The sequence below is a fragment of the Paenisporosarcina sp. P4_E4_2 genome (assembly GCF_056401595.1).
Genome location: NZ_JBFUJC010000026.1, coordinates 1 through 18,318 on the forward strand (window position 1 = coordinate 1; position 18,318 = coordinate 18,318).

At 39.2% G+C, this 18,318-nt stretch carries 19 protein-coding genes and 1 pseudogene; 8 read left to right on the forward strand and 12 right to left on the reverse strand.

Annotation, left to right across the window (positions count from 1 at the left end; translation table 11 throughout):
* From AC1DSB_RS04180 to AC1DSB_RS04200, 5 genes are all read left to right on the forward strand, one after another.
* Window positions 1-646 (forward strand): hypothetical protein (locus AC1DSB_RS04180; protein WP_477585848.1); only part of this gene is annotated, 646 nt, incomplete at its 5' end.
* Between the two features lie 129 nt (window positions 647-775).
* Window positions 776-1,474 carry a response regulator gene (locus tag AC1DSB_RS04185; protein WP_477531560.1) on the forward strand — a complete coding sequence of 233 codons (699 nt, stop codon included), beginning with the start codon at window positions 776-778 and terminating at the stop codon, window positions 1,472-1,474.
* A complete protein-coding gene (locus tag AC1DSB_RS04190) occupies window positions 1,464-2,468 on the forward strand; it encodes a sensor histidine kinase (RefSeq protein ID WP_477585850.1) in 1,005 nt (334 codons plus the stop codon). Before AC1DSB_RS04185 ends, AC1DSB_RS04190 begins: the two co-directional genes overlap by 11 nt.
* Before the next feature lie 106 nt (window positions 2,469-2,574).
* Window positions 2,575-3,336 carry an ABC transporter ATP-binding protein gene (locus AC1DSB_RS04195; protein ID WP_477536753.1) on the forward strand — a complete coding sequence of 254 codons (762 nt, stop codon included), beginning with the start codon at window positions 2,575-2,577 and terminating at the stop codon, window positions 3,334-3,336.
* The gene (locus AC1DSB_RS04200) at window positions 3,326-5,272 is read left to right on the forward strand and encodes an ABC transporter permease (protein ID WP_477531557.1); all 1,947 of its coding nucleotides are present in this window, start codon (window positions 3,326-3,328) and stop codon (window positions 5,270-5,272) included. Before AC1DSB_RS04195 ends, AC1DSB_RS04200 begins: the two co-directional genes overlap by 11 nt.
* Window positions 5,273-5,517: 245 nt before the next feature.
* Here AC1DSB_RS04200 and AC1DSB_RS04205 read toward each other — a convergent pair whose 3' ends face one another.
* The 7 genes from AC1DSB_RS04205 to AC1DSB_RS04235 form a co-directional block, all read right to left on the reverse strand.
* On the reverse strand, window positions 5,518-5,913 hold the full coding sequence (locus AC1DSB_RS04205; RefSeq protein WP_477531556.1) for a VOC family protein: 396 nt from the start codon (window positions 5,911-5,913) through the stop codon (window positions 5,518-5,520).
* 151 nt (window positions 5,914-6,064) lie between these two features.
* Window positions 6,065-7,165, reverse strand: a complete 1,101-nt coding sequence (locus tag AC1DSB_RS04210; RefSeq protein ID WP_477531555.1) for a glycerophosphodiester phosphodiesterase family protein — start codon at window positions 7,163-7,165, stop codon at window positions 6,065-6,067.
* Between the two features lie 372 nt (window positions 7,166-7,537).
* Window positions 7,538-7,687: a hypothetical protein gene (locus tag AC1DSB_RS04215; protein ID WP_158268345.1), complete on the reverse strand. Its 150-nt coding sequence runs from the start codon at window positions 7,685-7,687 to the stop codon at window positions 7,538-7,540.
* 51 nt (window positions 7,688-7,738) lie between these two features.
* Window positions 7,739-9,517 (reverse strand): aminopeptidase P family protein, encoded by a 1,779-nt coding sequence (locus AC1DSB_RS04220; RefSeq protein ID WP_477585852.1) that lies wholly within the window; start codon window positions 9,515-9,517, stop codon window positions 7,739-7,741.
* Window positions 9,501-10,622: an ethanolamine utilization protein EutH gene (gene eutH, locus AC1DSB_RS04225; RefSeq protein WP_477585854.1), complete on the reverse strand. Its 1,122-nt coding sequence runs from the start codon at window positions 10,620-10,622 to the stop codon at window positions 9,501-9,503. Before eutH ends, AC1DSB_RS04220 begins: the two co-directional genes overlap by 17 nt.
* A 40-nt stretch (window positions 10,623-10,662) precedes the next feature.
* Window positions 10,663-11,232 (reverse strand): helix-turn-helix domain-containing protein, encoded by a 570-nt coding sequence (locus tag AC1DSB_RS04230; RefSeq protein WP_477585856.1) that lies wholly within the window; start codon window positions 11,230-11,232, stop codon window positions 10,663-10,665.
* Window positions 11,233-11,633: 401 nt separating this feature from the next.
* Entirely contained in the window at window positions 11,634-12,353 is a 720-nt protein-coding gene (locus AC1DSB_RS04235) for a VCBS repeat-containing protein (protein WP_477531551.1), read from the reverse strand.
* Window positions 12,354-12,456: 103 nt separating this feature from the next.
* Here AC1DSB_RS04235 and AC1DSB_RS04240 point away from each other — a divergent pair.
* A pseudogene (locus AC1DSB_RS04240) lies at window positions 12,457-12,649 on the forward strand (hypothetical protein); the annotation flags it as partial.
* 278 nt (window positions 12,650-12,927) lie between these two features.
* Here AC1DSB_RS04240 and AC1DSB_RS04245 read toward each other — a convergent pair.
* The 4 genes from AC1DSB_RS04245 to AC1DSB_RS04260 all read right to left on the reverse strand — a co-directional run bounded on the left by AC1DSB_RS04245 (window position 12,928) and on the right by AC1DSB_RS04260 (window position 16,478).
* Window positions 12,928-13,134, reverse strand: coding sequence for a hypothetical protein (locus AC1DSB_RS04245; protein WP_016429386.1), 207 nt, complete (start codon window positions 13,132-13,134; stop codon window positions 12,928-12,930).
* A 561-nt stretch (window positions 13,135-13,695) separates the two neighbouring features.
* Window positions 13,696-14,658: a tRNA dihydrouridine synthase gene (locus tag AC1DSB_RS04250; RefSeq protein ID WP_477531550.1), complete on the reverse strand. Its 963-nt coding sequence runs from the start codon at window positions 14,656-14,658 to the stop codon at window positions 13,696-13,698.
* Between the two features lie 112 nt (window positions 14,659-14,770).
* A complete protein-coding gene (gene rlmD / locus AC1DSB_RS04255) occupies window positions 14,771-16,135 on the reverse strand; it encodes a 23S rRNA (uracil(1939)-C(5))-methyltransferase RlmD (protein WP_342542951.1) in 1,365 nt (454 codons plus the stop codon).
* 124 nt (window positions 16,136-16,259) lie between these two features.
* The gene (locus AC1DSB_RS04260) at window positions 16,260-16,478 is read right to left on the reverse strand and encodes a hypothetical protein (RefSeq protein ID WP_016429389.1); all 219 of its coding nucleotides are present in this window, start codon (window positions 16,476-16,478) and stop codon (window positions 16,260-16,262) included.
* Window positions 16,479-16,654: 176 nt separating this feature from the next.
* Between AC1DSB_RS04260 and AC1DSB_RS04265 the strand changes: the two genes are divergently transcribed.
* A complete protein-coding gene (locus AC1DSB_RS04265; protein ID WP_477585858.1) occupies window positions 16,655-17,053 on the forward strand; it encodes a hypothetical protein in 399 nt (132 codons plus the stop codon).
* A gap of 59 nt (window positions 17,054-17,112) precedes the next feature.
* Window positions 17,113-17,523, forward strand: coding sequence for a VOC family protein (locus tag AC1DSB_RS04270; RefSeq protein WP_477531548.1), 411 nt, complete (start codon window positions 17,113-17,115; stop codon window positions 17,521-17,523).
* On the opposite strand, the gene AC1DSB_RS04275 is transcribed toward AC1DSB_RS04270, so the two are convergent.
* Entirely contained in the window at window positions 17,524-18,201 is a 678-nt protein-coding gene (locus AC1DSB_RS04275; RefSeq protein ID WP_477585860.1) for an aspartate/glutamate racemase family protein, read from the reverse strand.
* Window positions 18,202-18,318 lie beyond the last annotated feature (117 nt).

Genomic DNA, 18,318 nt, shown 5'->3' on the forward strand with positions numbered 1-18,318 from the left:
GTGCATAAGTGGCTTCATGCTAATTGCTTGCTTGCTGATGACTGGCTGTACGAAGGAAAAAACTGAAGTTCAAGGTGAAACTACAGTTGTGTCGACCGATGAAAAAGTTGAAAATCAAGGCGCGGATGACGTTGTGTTGAACGATGAAAAAAACATAGCTGCGATCACGGCTGTAATTGAACATGATTATACGGTTCCGAATGAGGAATATATAAAATCATGGGAAAACCTTTCCAAAAAATATGATGAGATTTACGAAAATGATGCAGAAGGAACGGTCTATACTTCGGACCCAACAGAAGGCACTCCTGAACGGGAGGCTTATATGGATTTCTTTAAAAAGGCGTATGGACCATATTTCACGGATAGCGAGTATGATTTCTACATTAGATCCCTTGCGTTGCATCCTCACCACATGGGGGAAGATTATTCTTATGAAATAAAGGTCCTCGACATTCAGGTGATAAAAAGCAAAAACCCGAATACACCTCTAACTTACGATTTTACCGTGCTGGTTGAGTACACCAAAAAAGGTGAGAAATCCATGGAATTTAAAATTACTGGAGATGCCATTTGTCCTGAAGAAGGAAAAATCGGGCGTATTAGATTCCTTGATGACGGAGGGCTTCAAAAACAAGATCAATAAATTAATGAACGTATATTAGCACTGCCCCCGGGCAGTGTTTTTCGTTTGCTTGCTGTTAATTTCAATTAGCAAACTGACAGAAATTGCTATACAATTTAAGTAATACTAAACGGCTGTGTGGTGATTTTTTTGTTCAAATTGTTGTTAATTGAAGATGATGCTTCCTTGTTTGATGAAATACAGGACAGGCTCTCGCAGTGGTCTTACGAAGTTTTCGGAATCCATGATTTCAACAATGTCATGGATGAGTTTATATCCGTTAAGCCTGATCTGGTCATTATTGATATCCAGCTGCCCAAATTTGATGGCTTTCATTGGTGCCGGATGATACGGTCGCATTCGAATGTGCCAATCATCTTCCTGTCCTCCCGTGACCATCCCACAGACATGGTCATGTCAATGCAGCTTGGGGCTGATGACTTTATCCAGAAGCCTTTCCATTTTGAGGTTCTTATTGCGAAGATCCAGGCGATTCTTCGCCGTGCTTACAACTATAGTTCTGATCCTGTAAGCCTGAGGACTTGGTGCGGTGCCGCGGTTGATTTTGAAAAGAATACGGTTTCGAATGATATAGGATCAATTGAACTGACCAAGAATGAAAGCTTCATCCTTCAGCTCCTCATAGAGCAGAAGAATAAAATCGTCACCAGGGACCAGTTGATGAACAGCCTTTGGGACGACAAGCGCTTCATCAGCGACAATACGCTGACGGTCAATGTCAACCGGCTGCGCAAGCGCCTTGATGAGCTAGGACTCGGACAATACATACTAACGAAAGTCGGACAGGGATATATGGCGCTTGAAGAGGCAAAGAATTATGATTCGTAACTTCCTGACCGAACGAGTCAGCTGGATTCTCCTGTTCGCTGCATTGCAAGTTTTCGGCCTGTTCATTGCCTATATTGATGCGGCGATCCCATTCGGCCCCATACTCTATATTTCTTTCTTGTCCTTCCTACTTTTTGTCGTCTTTTTGTGCTTCCGTTATATTAAAGAAACGAGATTTTACCGAAGCCTGGAAGATTGGGAAAGCAGCCTCGACCTTTCGGAAGTTGCCGAACCTGTTAGCCCTTTTGAAACAATTGTCGAGCGCAGCATCACGGAGCAAACTGCGCTGCTGAAAGCAGAGCTGTCAGAAAACCGCATCCATTTGGAGCAGGAGAAAGACGATCTTCTATCCTGGATTCATGAAGTCAAAACTCCTTTGACCGCCATGCAATTGATGATTGGACGCGTCGAAAATGAATCGCTGAAAGCCCAGCTGAACCAAGAATGGCTTCGGATTCACTTACTTTTGGACCAGCAACTCCACCAAAAACGTCTGATGGTCATCGAGAACGACCTTTATATCGAACAAATCAATATTGAATCGATTGTTTTCACTGAAATCAAAACCGTGCAATCATGGTGCATACAAAAAGGCATTGGCTTTGACATACAGCTCGACATAACCGACGTACTGAGTGATGCTAAGTGGCTGTCCTTCATCATCCGACAGCTGTTGACCAATGCTATCAAATATAGTGAGGCAAGCGACATCCAGATTCGAAGCTACAGTCAAGACGGCCAGACCTTCCTGGATATAGTGGACCAAGGAAGAGGAATCGATCCGAAAGACCTTCCAAGAATCTTTGACAAAGGGTTCACTTCAACGACCAATCACCGGGAACAGGCCTCGACCGGCATCGGCCTCTATTTGGCGAAAAAAGCAGCTGCCCCCCTTCTCATCAAAATTGATGTGGAGTCTCAGATTGGCCAAGGGACGACTGCCACTTTATCATTCCCAAGACAAAATGAATTTGTGAACTTACAGGGCATGTGACAAAAGTGTCACATGCTTTTGTTTTTTGTTCGGCCAATCGCAGGATTAACATGTCATTCCTTTTTATAATTAACTCATCCCAACAAAACAAAAGGAGTATGGACATATGAACATATTGGAAGCAAGAAAAATCCGTAAGAGCTACGGCAGCAAGTTAAATAGACAGGAAGTACTGAAAGGCATAGACATCAGTATCCAGAAGGGAGAATTCGTCAGCATCATGGGCGCATCCGGGTCCGGCAAGACGACTTTGCTGAATGTTCTTTCCACTATCGACCATGTAAGCGAAGGTACCATCCAGATCAATGGCAGTGAAATGAACCGAATGAAGGAGAAACAGCTGGCCGAGTTCCGCAAAAACCATCTCGGTTTCATCTTCCAGGAATACAACCTGCTTGACACTCTGACGGTAAAGGAAAATATCCTACTACCGCTATCAATCACCAAATTGCCGAAAAAGGAAGCCGAAGACAAGTTTACGGCATTGGCTAGTGGGCTCGGCATTCTGGAGATTGCGCATAAATATCCGAACGAAATATCAGGCGGCCAAAAGCAGCGGACTTCCGCAGCACGGGCATTCATCCATGAACCAAGCATTATTTTCGCGGATGAGCCGACCGGCGCTCTTGACTCAAAATCCGCTTCAGACTTGCTGAACAAACTGAGTGAATTGAACAGGCAGAGACAGTCAACTATTGCCATGGTGACACATGACCCTACCGCTGCCAGTTTCTGCAGCCGGGTGATTTTCATCAAAGACGGCCAAGTGTATACGCAACTGCATAAAGGGAATCAATCCAGAAAGACGTTCTTCGAAGATATCATCAAAACGCAGGGTGTGCTTGGAGGAGTTCAGAATGAACATTAACATCATCATCTTCCGCAACCTGAAAAAGAATCTCAAAAATTATTATCTATATGTATTTGCACTCGTATTCAGTGTCGCACTGTATTTCTCATTCGTCACCCTGCAATACGATCCGGCGATGGATGCAACGAAAGGCACAATCAAAGGCGGGGCTTCCATCCGTGTAGCCTCCATCCTGCTCGTGGCGATTGTTACAATATTCGTGCTGTATGCCAATACGATTTTCATCAAACGGCGCAGCCGGGAAATCGGCTTGTTCCAACTAATCGGCATGACCAAAGCGAAAATATTCCGCATCCTAAGCATCGAGAATCTCATCCTTTATTTTAGCTCGATCGTATTGGGGATTTTTATCGGGTTTTCATTCTCTAAATTGGCTTTGATGATTCTATTTAAACTGACGGCAGTGGATACTGCGGCCACCCTCCAGTTTTCAACACAGGCATTCATCCAGACACTGGCTGTTTTCATCGGGATCTTTTTATTGATTTTGGTGATGAATTATTTGTTCATCCGAAAGCAAAGCATATTATCCTTATTCACTTTGACTTCCTCCACAGAAAGCCATGTGAAGAAAACATCCAAATGGGAAATCACCATTGGCATTGCAGGATTGTTTTTAATCGGTTCAGGATACTTCGTATCATCCAGATTGTTCGAAGGCGATTTCTCGGGGATGACTGGGCTTTTCATTGCCATGGCATACACACTCGCTTCAGTCATTATCGGGACATACTTGTTCTATAAAGGGTCGGTCAGTTTCCTTGCCAATTTGATCCGAAAGAAAAAAGATGGTCATTTAACCGTCCATGAAGTGCTGTCACTGTCCTCCATCCAGTTTAGGCTGAAATCAAACGCACTGCTGCTGACGATTATCACGGCAGTATCGGCACTGGCAATTGGCTTGCTGTGCTTAAGCTATATCTCTTATTATTCAGCAGAAAAGACGGCAACGGATTATTCCCCCGCTCACTTTTCACTGACGGATACAGCTGCCGCTGATAAATTCAAGTATTCACTTGAGACAGAGGGCATCAAGTACCGTGAAACTTTGATCGACGTCCTCACTGTGAAAATCAATGCCTCAGACATTATGGAAACAGAACTGCCGGAGCTTGCGAAGGATGCAGCTGCCATGTCGCTTCCTGTCGTCAGCGACAGCAGTGTCAAAAGCATTGATGTCAAGGAGGATGAAACGGTCTTCACTGGGACCAGCAATTTGCTCCAGAAAATCATCAAAATTAAAGACTCAGGAAACATTGAGCTGATTGGCAAAACAGAACGTATACCACAGAAGTTCATAGGGATGGAGAAGGACTTCGTCGTCTCCTGGTACTTCACGGATGGTGGACTTCCAATCGCTGTCGTCGACAAAACTGTGTTCGAGCGATTGAAAAATGATGTGGATCCCGCTATTCAAAAAGAATCCATGGTTTATATCGGCATCGACATAGCCGATGAAAAGGAAATCGTTCGTGCGAATGAACTGTTTGCAGAAAACGGATTAAGTGGCAACTATAACAACGATTCCCGCCTGGATATAAGCAAGAAGCAGAAGAATACGATGGGCCTAGCCATGTTCATTGTTGGATTCCTCGGGCTCACTTTCCTAATCACTTCCGGCTGTATCCTGTACTTCAAGCAGATGGGCGAGAGTGATGAAGAAAAACCGAACTACACCATTCTGCGAAAGCTTGGTTTTACACAAAGCGATTTGCTGAAAGGAATCCGCTATAAACAGCTGTTCAATTTCGGCATTCCTTTAATCGTGGGACTCGCACACAGCTACTTTGCGGTCCAATCAGGCTGGTTCCTGTTCGGGACCGAGCTATGGGCTCCGATGTTTATCGTCATGGGGATTTACACAGCTTTGTATTCGATCTTTGGACTATTGTCAGTTCTGTATTCCAAGAAGGTGATCAAGGAGGCTCTTTAGTAGCATCGGATTAGAACGAACTGCTAGAGTCGAGTTTATCTTCTAGTATTCATTCTATTATTGAGGTTTTGTGACGATCCTAGTTTTCTAAGTGTGAAGTGGAACAAGAAGTTATCCTCTTCTGCGGCATCTCTTCTGTATTAGAATACGATTATCATCATCCCTATCATTAGTGCAAAAAAGACAGCTTCTCCTTTAATCCGGAGAAGCTGTCTTTTCATGTAAATGCCATAGGGTTAAAGATTCTATTTTGCATTCACATCGGGCTGATGAATTCCGAATATATTGCCTTCGGTATCATTATAGTATCCTTGCCATGCCATTCCAGGCAGAGCATATTTGGGCATTGCGACCTTGCCGCCATTCTCAATAATTTTTGCTTCCGTTAAATCGTAATTTTCCACTCCCATTGTACAAGCAAATCCATTTAAAGCTTGGTTTGTTTCCGGCGGAGCACTTTGACGTTGCATTAAAGCGCCATTGATTCCAGGTTCCTTTTCATCACCAGTCACAGCTCCAAAGTAAGGCATTCCTGCATATTCACTATAATCTTGAAATGACCATCCAAATACCTCTCCATAAAATTTCTTTGCTTGTTCCATGTCATTCACATGAATTTCGAAATGAACTAATCTCCCCATAATTACCTCCTATTAATTGTTACATACATTGTCTTTCACCAAAGGCAAATGGACATTCTTCCACCTTGATAAAAGGAGTTTCTATCATGTAAGTATTCTCTATCTATAGTCCAGGTTCCTTTTTCAACTATATAAAAATTTTTCATTTCCATTACTCTTTGCGAGCAGAATAACTCTTAGGTAGTTTAAGATTATGCTGCTCCATGACCACACGTAGGCGGTCTGGGTAGTCAGTGATGATTCCATCTACGCCATCATCGATAAGCTTGTCCATAGTAGGCTCGTCGTCGACTGTCCACGGAATGACCTTCATGCCGTACTTGTGCGCATCCTGAACCATACTCTTTGTCACATATGGCACATAGCTCTCATCAGTGACTTTTCCATTCTGCGGGAAACCATGAACTGGTGAAATGGCGTCAACGCCGAACGAGTGGGCCGCCGCAACGAGGTCTCCCCCAAAGTCGTCTATGTCAATACCACCCAACCAAGGAGATGCACCCGGCTGACCTGGTTGCAGGAATTGAGGACCGTTAGTCAGTGCGATTAGGGGCAAGCGAGGTTCAACCTCTTTCATTCGCATGAGCGCACCCCAATCGAAGCTTTGGATTGAAACTCGGTTAAGCATTCCGGCTTCGCGAACCTCTTGGGCAACAATCTGCACGAATTCTTCACGTGGAGCTGTTTGCTCCGGTGCCCCGGCTTCCACCTTCGTCTCGATATTCATCCAGACATTATTAGCGTTGTAGAGCTTGACAAGATCGAAAACCTCGGATAGAAGTGGTATCTGTGCACCAGTGCTCAGGGCCTGACCTGGGTATTGCGGCAACATTTGTGAACCGCAGTCCAGCGTACGTACCTGAGCAAGAGTTAGATCCTTTATATACTTGCCAACATAAGGGTACTCGGGGTCGCCAGCAAATGCCGGGCCTTTGTCTTTACACTTGGCACCCGATATCTTACGGTCGTGAGTAATAACTGCTTGATGGTCTTCGGTAATCTGCACGTCAAGTTCGAGTGTACTCACCCCGAGCTCGAGGGCCTTGGAAAACGATGCAATTGTGGACTCAACGGTGAGCCCAAGTCCGCCGCGGTGCGCCTGAAGATCAAACTCTTTGGGACCAAAGCTCTTCGAGTTGTGTGACCAAGACGGGTTTATAGCGGCTGAGGCTGGTTGAACTGACACTTGGCTTGCCGCTGAACACACCATAAGGGTAGCCATTGTTGCTAATATAAAATTTTTCCTCTTCATATTGCTCATCTCCTTATAAAATCTATTACTCTTATAAGTTTAGATGATTGATGTAAATCCTTGATTAATATGATAATAAGAGAAAGTAAATATAAATAAGTAAATGGTCTTGGTGCCGCCCTTTTCATTAAATAATTTCATTGAGGGGGTTAATTATTCGCTGCACTAACTCTTGCTTTATTCGAGAGAATGGAACTTTTCCCCTTTTAATCGGAAGCCTACTATGGTTAAGGAAAATTCAATATTAAAAAGCCTAATTTCTCATTTTAACGCTGAGAAATTAGGCTTATTTTTCATTGCTCCATTACAGTGCCATATTATTGAATAACATTATGATACGCTTCTTCGTGGCACATCTATATGAATTTTTTTTTATTTTCGAATCGCTGCTTTTTCTCTAAAATCAATGATTAGATCCAACTTAATCATAAAGTAAACACCTAGAATTCCATTTAAGCCATATGTCTCTTTTGTAATTTCTACTTGTACTTTAAATGAATCTGCAAGGTTAGTGAATTTCATTGATTTTATACTTTAAGGTGATAAATATTACTTGTATTCGGCAATACCTATTTATACTTCCCTAGTTTCTTCCCTTAGCCATACTCTCTCTTCTTCATTTAAATAAGGAGCTAGCTTTGTGTATACCTCTTGATGATAATTATTTAACCATTGCTTTTCACTCTCTGTTAACATATCTTTATTGATACCGGCTAAATCAATTGGGCAATACGTGATTGTTTCAAACTTCATAAATTGACCAAACTCTGTTTTCTCGTCTTCAACTACTAACATCATATTTTCAATTCTAATTCCATATTTACCTTCGAGGTAAATTCCGGGTTCATTCGTAATAATCATGCCTTTTTCTAATATAACATTATTATTATCATTCCTTATGCTTTGTGGTCCTTCATGAACATTCAAGAAAAAACCTACCCCATGTCCAGTCCCGCATTTATAGTCCAAACCATACTGCCAAATTGGTTGTCTTGCTAAAACATCTAAGTTAGAGCCTGTTGCTCCGTATAAATATTTTACTGAGCTTAATGCAATAAATCCTTTTAACACCAAAGTAAAATCTCTTTTTTGTTCATCGGTAAGTTTTCCTAAAACAATCGTTCTTGTAATATCTGTTGTTCCATCATAATACTGTCCGCCTGAATCAATTAAAAAAAGACCTTCATTCTTAAGAGTATATTGGGTTTCTTTATTGGCTTTATAATGCATCATCGCAGCATGTTCTTTATAACCCGCTATCGTATCAAAGCTAGGTCCAACAAATCCTTCCTGCCCCCTTCTGAAATCTTCTAATCTTTCTTCTGCAGTAATCTCTGTAATTTCTTCTTTATCTACAGAGTTTTTTAGCCATTTTATAAATTTCACCATGGCTAAACCATCTTTTATTTCACACCATTTTAAATTTTTTATCTCAACTTCATTTTTAATAGCTTTTAAATTAGTCGTGATGTTAGGAATTTCAATTTTCTTTGTATTACTGTTAATGGCATTATATAAACTGATATTTGTTTTATTCGTATCTAAAATAACGGCATCTCCGTCTGAAAGATTTCTCAAGAATGTTTGTATTTCATGATTCGCTTTTAACTCGATTCCTTCAGCCTCCAGTTCTAATTTAACCAAAGCGGGAACCTTGCAAGAATCAATAAATAAATAACATTTATGTTCTGCTACGATTACATTAGCTATTACAATTGGATTGTTAGGCACATCGGCTCCTCTTATATTTAAAAGCCATGCAATGTCATCAAGGGAAGTTAAAATATAATAATTTGCTCCCTTATTTTTCATTTCTTCTCTTACTTCACTTAATTTTTCTACTCGTGATTTGCCWGCATATTTTATGTCATGAGTAAACATTGGTCCTTTAGGAATCTCCGGTCTATCTTCCCACAGATCACCAATTAAATCTTGATCCATTTTTAATGCGATTCTCTTTGCTTTTAGATCTTTTTCCATCTTTTTAACCATATTAATTGAAAAAACATTTCCATCAAAGCCCACAATGCCTCCTTCATTAAGAACATCTGTTAGCCATTCTGAATAAAATGGTACCCCTGGATCCATCATTCTAAATAATCTGATTCCTGAACCCTCAAGCTGCTCTTCAGCTTGAATATAGTATCTACCATCTGTCCATAACCCAGCATCCTCTAATGTAATAACTACAGTACCTGCTGACCCTGTAAATCCCGATATCCATTGTCTACATTTCCAATGTTCTGCTACATATTCACTCTGATGTGCATCAAAACTGGGAATTATATAAGCATCCATTTGATTTTCTTTCATTAGCTGCCTTAACTTTTCGACCCTATCTCTGATATTCATTACTAATACCTCCATTTTCCTTAAGACTAAATTCTTTACTTTCACGGTCATACAGCCATGCGGCTAGTACTATACTAATTATTCCGGCTGTAAGCTTTGATATTATAAATGCTCCTATCATATCTGGTGCTACTCCTGACACAAATCCAAGTTGGCCACCAAATACAAATGCTCCACTTACTCCAAAGGCAGTACATACCACTTTTCCTTTAGGATTCATTTCCTTATATGTTCCAAATATCAGCAGATTACTAGCTAAACTTCCTAGAATGCCTGCTACTGACACTGAATTAATTCCAAATTTCTCCCCTATTTTTTCAAAACTATTTTTAAAAATTCGATTAATAAGCGCTAGCATAGGATATGCTCCACCTAAAACAARTGCGATCTTGGCTACTATAACAGTAGATTCAGATAGTGGTGCTAATCCTGATACAAGCCTTACATCAAATATCACTTCTATACCTTGTAAAAGTAACCCAACAGTACTCAAACTCACTATAAGCTTTCCAAATACATTAAAAACTTTTATAAAAACATGAGGAACTTTTAATAATCCTGCCCCTAAAATAATGGCAAAAACAAATATAGGTACCAGATTCCATACTAATATATTGATATCTATTTTTTGCCATAAGCCTGCTGCAAGACATCCTATTGGTATAGTAATAATTCCAACCAACACACCCTTAGAAAAGTATTTTTCATCCTCTTTAGAAAGCWTCCCTAACGCGACAGGTATTGTAAAACTAATTGTGGCTCCTAAAGTAGATGCAATGATAATTCCTGAGAATGCCCCCATTTCCTCTGTCAATGCTAGCTTATTAGCCATTTGATAGCCCCCCATATCTACAGCTAAAAATGCTGCTGGAACTATAGAGGGATCTAGATGAAAAAATCTACAGATTGGAATAATCACAACAGATAAAAAATTTGTAAATATAGGGACTAATGAAATTATTCCTATCATGCCAAGCCCTAAAGCCCCCATGGTCTTTATGCCTTCCTCAAATTTCCCACCTAGTTTCAAATGATTTCCGGTAATATAATCAATAGCTCCGATTACAAAAAAAGAACCAATTAGATATAATATTAATTTATCCATTGTAATTACCACTTTCTATTAACTTTATATAATGTCTTTACTAGTAAGCATCTGTATTATCAAATCCTCTATTGTAGATATAATTAGGCGTATTAACAGCTATAAGCTTGACCATTTTATTAGTATAATTAGCCCAATTGTGGGCAATATTTGAGTCCATATGAACACTGTCACCAGGATATACTTCATGCCTCTCACCATTTATGTAAACTGTTAATATACCCTCTAAAACATAAATGAACTCTTCTCCCTCATGCTTATAGGATAATATTTCTTCATCTTTCTTTTGAGGAAGAATTTCTATAAGCCTTGGAACAAGTTGTTTATTTTCCAAATTTGTACTTAAACTATACTTAATAAAACCACCTTCTACTGAATCCATTATTTTTTGTTCATAACTTCTTAAAACCATATCTTTCCTTTTAAGTGGATAATCAAAAAAATGTGTTAAATGTACTTCCAAAATATCAGCTAGTTTTTCAAGTGAATCCACAGCTATGGTAGTAAGCCCTCTTTCTAATTGAGACAGAAATCCAACAGATAGTTCGCTTTTTTCACTTAACTCTTTCAAAGTAATTCCTTTTTCAGYCCTCAATTTCTTTATTTCCATWCCTATATTCATCTCTTCACCCCAAATTTCATATTCGTGAATAATATAATATATATCAGAGTAAAATTCAATCTATTATGAAATAATTTCATAAATATGAAATTCATTTGATTAACGTTATCATATATTCTCGCAAGAACAGTCCGTAGAATAATACAATCTGACACAAAAAAAAGACGCTTGATCTATTAGATCTATGCGCCTAGATTGTTAAATAAAATGGTGGATTAACTACACAGTAATAAAAGTACATGAAAAAATCTGTATATGATTTATAAAGGCCGATTTTCTTTTAGTAAAGAAAATCAGCCTTAGTTTTTTATTTAATTTAATTTAAAACCGCACTTATTTGTGGTAAGGTTCCCCGTGGTGTATCTAAATGAGGTTTTAAATTTGATATCCTAATATCCCAAAATAGCAACATACTGATTTTGCAAAACAAACCTATTATCCAACCATGCTAAAGTATTCAAAACAAACCCTAAAGAATCAGCATTATATCTTCCAGTAATTTTCTGATAGGCCAATAGCTCATACCGTTTATTTAAATCAAAATCTACAGGATATAAACCACTAAGAGGATTTACAAATCCAGTAATAGGACTCTTCAGTTTGCCATTTTCATCATATATTTCATTTAAATACTCGCTGCCTTTTGTTGAGATGTCTATAATGTACTTTTTATTATTTATCATGCTAACAACTTCCACTTTGTAATAATCTTGATAAGTAACCTCATATTGGTACTGCTCATTATATACATTAAAATCAAATAATAATTGTGCTGTATTATCCACAAAGGAATAAATATAATGGTACATAATTCCACCACTACCACCTGTAGCAATACTTATGAAAATATCATCTACTCCATTCCCAGTAAAATCCCCCAAGAATACAGTAGGATTGTAGCCTGCATTTTCACGAAGTGAGACACTTCTTAACTCTCCGGATCTTCCATCTTGAACGAGCAGGGTGATATTTTGAATAAATGGACTATCTGGAGTCATTATGCCGGTTAAATAGACATTATCAGGTACTCTATCCCCAGTTACATCTCCACGAGCAAACGAAACTACATTCGGAGGATTCATATCCGTCCAATCGTAATAATTATTCATAACATGCTCCTTTACATAATACCTATAATCATCATTTTCCTACGTTCTAAAAGAATTCTAGCTACTGTTTATTAGTATTTATTAAGTAATATCTTATGCCCCGATATTATTACCGAACAATCAAACCTTCACCTTAAATCCTGCAAACCGAAATTTACTTGTTCGTATATGGCCCTACCACAATGAGCATACCAGCCCAAACCACTCCCTATAAAATTATTGTTATGTGTAAAAAAAAAGTTAGGCTCCATAAATGTATGATACGATTCCATAATTCATATCTTTTTGATTCGTAACAATTCGATCTCATCCATTAGAAGAAAGGACTTCGCCTCTATAATCACTTGGCAATTACTTGGTRTACCATATGCAGATCAATACTTATATGACACCATAAGGGTAAGTAAATCTTTTATAGCTAAAATACACATGTATGTGAGTACAAGTTGATAGGTAAATGACCAGATGCAGGAGCACCAACTTCACCACCACCATCTTTGGTCCCTCCACAACAAGTAGAAGCATATGCTAAATATATAACAAAAACGGAGCGCCAATTCTTTGGCACTCCGTTTTACATTTTTGCTTTACTGGTTTGTTTACGTCTATGAAGGAATTTACGACCTGTTAGAGAAATCAGTAACAAGACCAGTACTAGTACTAAAATTTGCATATATGATAAATTAAAATATTTAGCACCTGTAACAATTAATAGTGTAGAAAGCGTACCTTTTACAGTGAAAAAAATAATAATCCATAATCCGCTTTTTTTCCAGTTCATTTATATTTTACCCCTTTGATAGTTCTTGAAAGTGATATCTTAATAGAAATCTAATACATTAAGAAATAAAAAAGTAGATTTTTTTAAAAAACAAAAATCATGTCAATTTAATGTAACTAATTCATGTTAAATGAAATTGATAATCATTGTCAAATTTACTAAGGATTTTTAAATTTAATGTCTAATTGTTTTTCCATAAGCCATTCCTTTTACTTGCAAATAAACACTATAAATAAGCACTATAAAAAAACAGAAAACAAATTTCATTCAACTACGTGCCAGCGAAATAATTACCCAGCAAGACTATAGAGAGGTAATACAGCAAAATGAGTCGATTTTGCAGCAACTTGGTCACACTAAATTGGAATTAGAAAAGAAACTTAATAATTCCTCAAACCATAAGCAAGTGATAATAATTCAGAAACAGCTTGCTCACATTACAAAGTTGGATAGTTTAACACCAGAGTTATTGCACCGCCTAATCGAAAGGTTAGAAATAAAAGCAGACGGAACAGCGAGAATCTTTTATAGATTCTCGTTGCCATCTGCTATTGTTTAACATCAACATTCTTTTACAAAGTTATCAAGCAATGTACGCACTTCATCTGTTGATTTCGTGTTCATCAATTGATTTCTTAATTCACCAGCTCCACGGAATCCTTTGACATAAATTTTGAAAAAACGATGAAGCCCTGTGATTGAACGTGGCAGTGCTTCCGCATATTGATCTTGAAGATCAAGCTGCAGTCTTAAAAGATCAAGGTATTCTTTACTGCTATGCTCTTTTGGCTCTTTTTCAAAAGCAAAAGGATTTTTAAAAATACCTCGCCCGATCATAACGCCATCAATACCATATTGTTCAGCAAGCTGCATCCCAGTTTGACGGTCAGGAATGTCTCCATTGATTGTTAGCAGCGTATTTGGTGCGATACGGTCACGTAATTTTTTGATTTCCGGAATTAGCTCCCAATGCGCATCTACTTGGCTCATTTCCTTTCTTGTACGTAAATGAATAGAAAGGTTCGCAATATCCTGTTTTAAAATGTGCGTTAGCCACTCCTCCCACTCATTTACATCCTCATAGCCAAGTCGTGTTTTCACGCTGACAGGCAGTCCGCCCGCTTTTGCTGCTTGAATAAGTTCTGCCGCAACGTCTGGACGCAGAATAAGGCCACTACCCTTCCCTCTCGATGCCACATTAGGTACAGGGCAGCCCATATTAATATCAATGCCTTTAAATCCTAGCTCTGCCATGCCAATACTCATTTGACGGAAATATTCGGGATTATCCCCCCAAATATGTGCCACCAATGGCTGTTCATCTTCTGTAAAAGTCAAACGGCCACGCACACTTTTCATGCCCTCTGGATGACAATAGCTATCCGAGTTTGTAAACTCTGTGAAAAATACATCCGGTCGACCGGCTTCACTTACTACGTGACGAAAAACAACATCTGTCACATCTTCCATTGGTGCAAGTACAAAAAATGGTCGTGGTAAATCACGCCAAAAATTATCTATCATTTCGAACTCAAATCCTCTCACTATGGATACAACTTCAAACTCTCGGTCAAAAAATATAAATCCAAATGAAAAAAGGAACGTATCCTCGATGGGAAATACGTTCTTCTATATATTATACTAACTCCAACCAAGCCACCGCTTCACAATGTGTCGTCTGTGGGAACATATCGACTGGTTGTACTTCTTGCGTAACATATCCACCATCTTCTAATATGCGTAAATCTCTTGCCAAGGTACCTGGATTACATGATACATAAACAACACGTTTCGGCTTTTGTTCCAAAATCGTCTGCAATAATGCTTCGTCGCATCCTTTACGTGGAGGATCGACTACTAGTACATCGGCAGTTTTTCCTTCTTTATACCATTTTGGGATGACGACTTCTGCTGGGCCAGCTTCGAAATAAGTGTTCGTGAAGCCATTGATTTCAGCGTTTCGCTTAGCGTCCTCGATGGCTTGTGGAACGATTTCCACACCCAGTACTTGTTTCGCTTTTTTAGCGAGGAACAAAGAAATGGTGCCGATGCCGCAGTAGGCATCAATGACGGTTTCTCCACCTGTTAGTTGAGCGTAGTCCAGTGCTTGTTGGTACAACACTTCGGTTTGTTCTGGATTCACTTGGTAGAATGATCGAGCTGAAATTTCAAAACGCACATCACCGATCAAATCTTCAATGGCGTCTTTGCCCCAAAGTGTGATGGTCTTGTCGCCGAAGATAACGTTTGTTTTTTCTTCGTTTACGTTTTGAACGATGGAAGTGACTTGTGGCAAGATACGTTGGATAACGGCCACTGCTTCGTCTTTTTCCTTGAATTTCTTTTTCTTCGTAATGAGCACGACCATGATTTCACCAGTTGCACGGCCTTTGCGCACAACAACATGTCGCAGCATCCCTTGGTGAGATTTTTCTTCATACGGCATGATGCCTAGGTTGCCTAGTTCTTTCTTCAGTTCACGCAGGATGTCGTCCGCTTCTTCGGTCTGGATGATACAGATATCCGTGTCGACAATTTCATGTGAACGGGTTTTATAGAACCCACCGACCACTCGTCCATCTTGCAAACCGAATGGAATTTGAGATTTGTTGCGGTAACGCCAAGGGTTGTCCATTCCTTTTACAGGAAGGACAGGCACGTCTGGCAGCTTGCCGATTCTAGTCATCGCATTTTTAACCATTTGCTGTTTCCACAGAAGCTGTCCCTCGTAGGATAGGTGCTGAACTTGGCAGCCTCCACATTCATCAAATACATGGCACGGTGGTGCAACACGGTGTTCAGATGGTTTGATAACTTCAATCAATTTGGCAAAGCCATACGATTTCAAGGTTTTCAGGACATGGACTTCTGCCATTTCTCCAGGCAGTGCGCCCACGATAAATAACGGGTAGCCATTTACTTTGGCGACTCCCGCTCCGTCATGCGTCAGATCTTCTATATGAACCGTGATTCGGTCGTTTTTTTGTACTGGTAAAGACATTCAACTTCCTCCATTTCAATTGCCTTTATTGTAGCATGAAGGCATGAAAAAAGCAGAATGGCTTATACCATTTATCTATTCACCTTAACATGTCATTAACGATGATCATTTCAGCGTCTCCTACTTAATATAAGCGCTGCTGACAAGGTGGAAATGGATTTATGTCTTGAATCGTTTGATATTCATAATGCTTAATCGCAAATTGCGTGTGATATAAGTACTCCATGATGTAAAGTTGATCACCATCAGCATTGCATAATATACCGGAAGTTCCTTGACCATTTGTAAATGAAACACCTATCGGCTGACCAATTAAGTGCCAGATTTTTTGTTGCCAGTTCATAAAAAATCACTCCTTTTGGATACCATATGGAGCTTGGCAAAATATGTGCAGTCACTCTGGGTTGGTGTTAAATTTACTCTGGAACTATGAAAATTTATAGGTTAATAGTAAACTACGCTTAACAGACTAGAAGTTTTTTTGTATAGACTATGTAAAAATAAAATGGGGGCATCGAAATGATAATGAGGAAGTTCCCCAAATTTCTCCTTAAAGTGGTTTCAACCATCCTGATCTGTTTTGTGGTGATTAAGTTAAATTCGTTTCATGACAAAAAATTGGCGGATGATCGGATTGGCAAGGTAATTGAATTACAAGGGGCAAATCTGGGGGAAGCAAGAATCGAAAGAGATTTCTATGACCACTTCGATTCCGGATATGTAAAAGATATATAWTTCAACGACGATCCAGATATAGAATACAGGTACGTTTACGAAAAGTCTCGGGATATGGTATATGTGTCGGCTTTTGTTGGAAATGCTTCTATCGAACTGACAAACAAGGTTGCTAAATATGAAGAATTCATGGACGTGTATTTCAATTCGGGTGGTAATATTGAAAGAGTTGAAAAAAGATAGTCGTGTTTTCATTTTTATGCGCTTACACAAAAAAAATTCACTCTCAAGGAGCGATTACATTGGAACAGGCAAAACAAAAGATTCATTCATTTTTAATGTTTGAAGGGGCTGCGGAAGAAGCAATCAATACCTATACGTCACTATTTGATCAGTCCGAAATCATTAATATTACTCGTTACGAAGCGAACCAAGGCGGCAAAGAAGGTTCAGTTATGCACGCTATATTCTCTATTAAAGGACAAGAGTTCATGGCTAGTGACAGTTATGTTCAGCATGCTTTTACATTCACCCCGTCGATTTCATTGTTTGTGACATGTGACTCCGAAGAAGAAATTGATCAAGCTTTCGAGAAATTATCTCAAGGCGGAGAAGTGTTAATGCCTCTGGGTGCCTATCCATTCAGTCCAAAGTTTGGATGGATTAACGATCGATTCGGTGTTTCTTGGCAATTGAGTCTTCCCATCTATTAATCATATGGAAGGGGGCTTCCTTATTGGAACTGTTGTATCAAATAAAGGAACTTCAGCGTCTTCATGTCTTATTAATAATCCAATTTCTGTACAGCCCAAGATAATTCCTTCTGCTCCATCATCTATTAAACTCTTGATCACTTTTTGAAAGGACTCCCTTGAAGATTGCTGGATATCTCCTAAGCACAACTCTTCAAAAATCACCCTGTTAATAACTTCACGGTCCTCACGATTAGGCACCAGAACCTTGATCCCATTAGACTCGATGCGTGATTTATAAAAGTCTTGTTCCATTGTATATTTAGTGCCTAGTAACCCAATCGTACGTACATCAGACTTAAGGATTTGATTCGCTGTGGCATCCGCAATATGTAGGATAGGGATGCTAATTTTTTCTTCAATATATGCAATCACTTTGTGCATAGTATTGGTACAAATGATAATAAAATCTGCCCCCGCTTTTTCTAAAGTCAGTGCAACATCTCCTAATACATGTCCGGCTTTCTTCCACTCATCTTCTGCTTGATAACGCTGAATCTCAGCGAAGTCCACGCTATACATAATGCATTTAGCCGAATGTAATCCACCTAATTGCTTTTTTACTTCTTGATTAATTAGCTGGTAATACTTAGCTGAGGATTCCCAGCTCATACCACCTATTAGACCAATAGTTTTCATAAATATTCTCCTATCATCAGTTTATGTCAGTGCACGATTGCTGCTCTCAAATTGCTGATGCCATTTTCTAAATACCCTTTTAGGCAGGTCAGCATATAAACCCAACCTTCTTTATTA